Here is a 2,571-nt window from a genome sequence, read left to right on the forward strand (position 1 = left end):
ACGCTCACCCTGCGCTCGCTGCGGTCCCTTCCCGTACGCGCGGACGGCGGACCGGCGCCCACCGACCGGGGGCCGGTCCCGGCGACGGTCTCGCCGCAGGTCACCGACGGCCACGGCATGCCGTACACCCTGCCGTCGCAGAAGATCGCCGCGGACGGCCGGGCGCACACCCTGACCGCGGACCTGGCGGCCGCCGCGGGCGCGCCGACGGGGCGTCCGGCCGGGCCGCTGCGGCTGAGCGGGCTGCTGGTCGGCATGGACCAGCCCGAGGTCGCGCACCGCCAGCGGCTGACGCTCGACGCGGCGCGCGCGGAGCGGGCCGACGGCACGTCACGGCCGCTGCGCGCGCCGGAGGGGGCCGGCTGGTCGGCCCGGTTGAGCGACCGGAGTTCCTTCCTGGGCGAGGAGTACGGCCCGAAGGCGGGGCATACGGAGGTGTCCGGGGGCGGGCTGCTGGCGCAGACGTACGACACGGGCGCCCGGCCGGTCGGCGGGTTCGGGGCGGGGGTGACGACGCTGCGGATCGGGGCGGCGCATCCGGCGCGCGGGCCGCTGCCCGCGGTCGCCACCGACGCGTATCTGAGGGCCACGGGGGCGCGGACCGGCGCGGTCGTCGACGTTCCGGTCAACGGGCGGCCGGTGCGGATGCGGATCGTACGGGCGGTGCGGGCGTTGCCGGCGCCGGTGGGTCAGCGGGAGGCGTCCTCGGGTCTGTTGGCGGACCTCGGGGCGGTCAACGAGGTGCTGGCCGAGCAGGACGCGGCGCCGCTGCCGGCCGACGAGTGGTGGCTGCGGCCCGAGGCGGGCGCGGCGGCCCGGGTGGTGGCCGCGCTGCGGGACCGTCCGGACACCGACCCGGGCCAGGTCGTCGCGCGCGACGAGACCGCCCGGGAGCTGCGGGAGGACCCGCTGGGCCTGGGGCCGCAGACCGCGCTGGCCGCCGCGGCGGTGGTCGCGGTGGCGCTGGCGGGGGTCGGTTTCGCGGTCGGCGCGGCCGGGTCGGTACGGGAGCGGGGCCGGGAGTTCGCGGTGCTGCGGGCGCTGGGCGCGCCCCGGCCGCGGCTGGCGCGGACGATCGCCGTGGAGCAGGGGGTGCTGATCGGGTCGGCGCTCGTCGTGGGCACGGTGCTGGGGACGGTGCTGACGCGGGCGGTGGTGCCGTTGGTGGTGCTGACCGGGCAGGCGGGGCGGCCGGTTCCCCCGGTGGTCGTGGAACTGCCGTGGGGGCGGGTGGCGGTGCTGCTGGCGGGGGTGGCGGTGGTGCCGCTGCTGGTCGTCGCGGCGATCGCGGTGCGGCGCGCCGATCCGGTACGGGCGCTGCGCGACCGGGAGGGGCTGTGAGATGAACCGAATCGGACGCACCGGTGCGGGGCGGGGGCGCACGGCGCCGCGGTCCGCGCGCCGGGGGTGGTGCGGGAGCGGAACGGGGCGCGGTGCGGGCTCCGTTGCGCCGTACCGTGGCGTGCGCCGGGCCCGTTCCGCGGCGTCCCGTGGCGTGACGGCCCGTCCGGCCCCCTCCGTCACACCGTGCCGCCCCGAAGGCGGCCCCCGGTGAGCGCCGTGGCACGGCTCGGTGTCCGGTTGCGCGCGTTCCCCGGTGCCGCGCTGGGTCTGGGGGTGCTGGTGCTGGTCACGGCGTTCCTGGCGGCGGCGTTCCCGCGGGGCGTGGACGCGTACGAGACGCGCGGGGTGCGGGAGGCGCTGGCGTCCGCGCCGCCCGACCAGCGGCTGCTCCAGGTGTCCGTCTCCCGCGCCGACCTGGGCGGGGACGATCCGGCGACCGCGTTCTCCGCCCGGGAGACCGCCCGTCAGGACCGCGCGTTGCGTGCCCTGCTGGGGTCCTCGCCGCGGATCGACGCCGGCCAGTCCGTGCGCGGCGTCCGCACCACCGATTCCCTCTCCGCGCCGGACCCCTGGCTGCCCCGCCCCGAGGGCATCGGCCCGCGCCTCTGGCTCTACGCCCCCTCCGGCCTGGCGGCGCACGGCACCGTCACCGAGGGGCGGCTGCCGCGCGCCGCTCCGCCCGGCGCCCGCGCCGTGGAGGCCGCCGTCACGCCCGCCACGGCCCGCTCCCTCCGGCTGCGTGTCGGCAGCACCCTGCACCCGGGCGGTCTGACGGTGCGGATCACCGGCCTGGTCGCCCCGCGCGCCCCGCACGGCGCGTACTGGGCCACCGACGGGCTGCTGGCCGCCGCCCGGACGGCCATGACGGACGAGATGCCGGCGCGGAAATACTGGCAGGGGGCGCTGCTGCTGTCCCCCGGCGACGGCCCGGTCCTGGCGGGGACGGAGGGCAAGGCGGAGAAGTACTGGTGGTACCCGCTCGACACGAGCCGTCTCACCGCGCGCGGGGCGCCCGCGCTGCACGACCGGCTGGTGTCCCTCCAACGCGGCCCGGGACTGGTGGCGTTGCGCGGTGCGGCCGGCGCCGGCGCGGCGGCGGACACCTCGGCCGACGGGCTGCTGGAGGGGTACGGGCGAATGCGGGACGCGGTCGCCCCGGTGATCGCGGTCGCCGCGTTCGGGATCGGCACCGCCGCCGGGGTGGTGCTGCTGTTGACCGGCGCGCTG

General features: G+C 79.2%; 1 protein-coding gene and 1 pseudogene. Both read left to right on the forward strand.

Annotated elements, in window-relative coordinates:
* On the forward strand, positions 1-1,341 hold a 1,341-nt coding region (locus tag AC51EU_RS29455), incomplete at its 5' end, for an FtsX-like permease family protein (RefSeq protein WP_496270147.1).
* A 210-nt stretch (positions 1,342-1,551) separates the two neighbouring features.
* A pseudogene (locus AC51EU_RS29460) lies at positions 1,552-2,571 on the forward strand (hypothetical protein); the annotation flags it as partial.

Source organism: Candidatus Streptomyces philanthi (genome assembly GCF_059553635.1).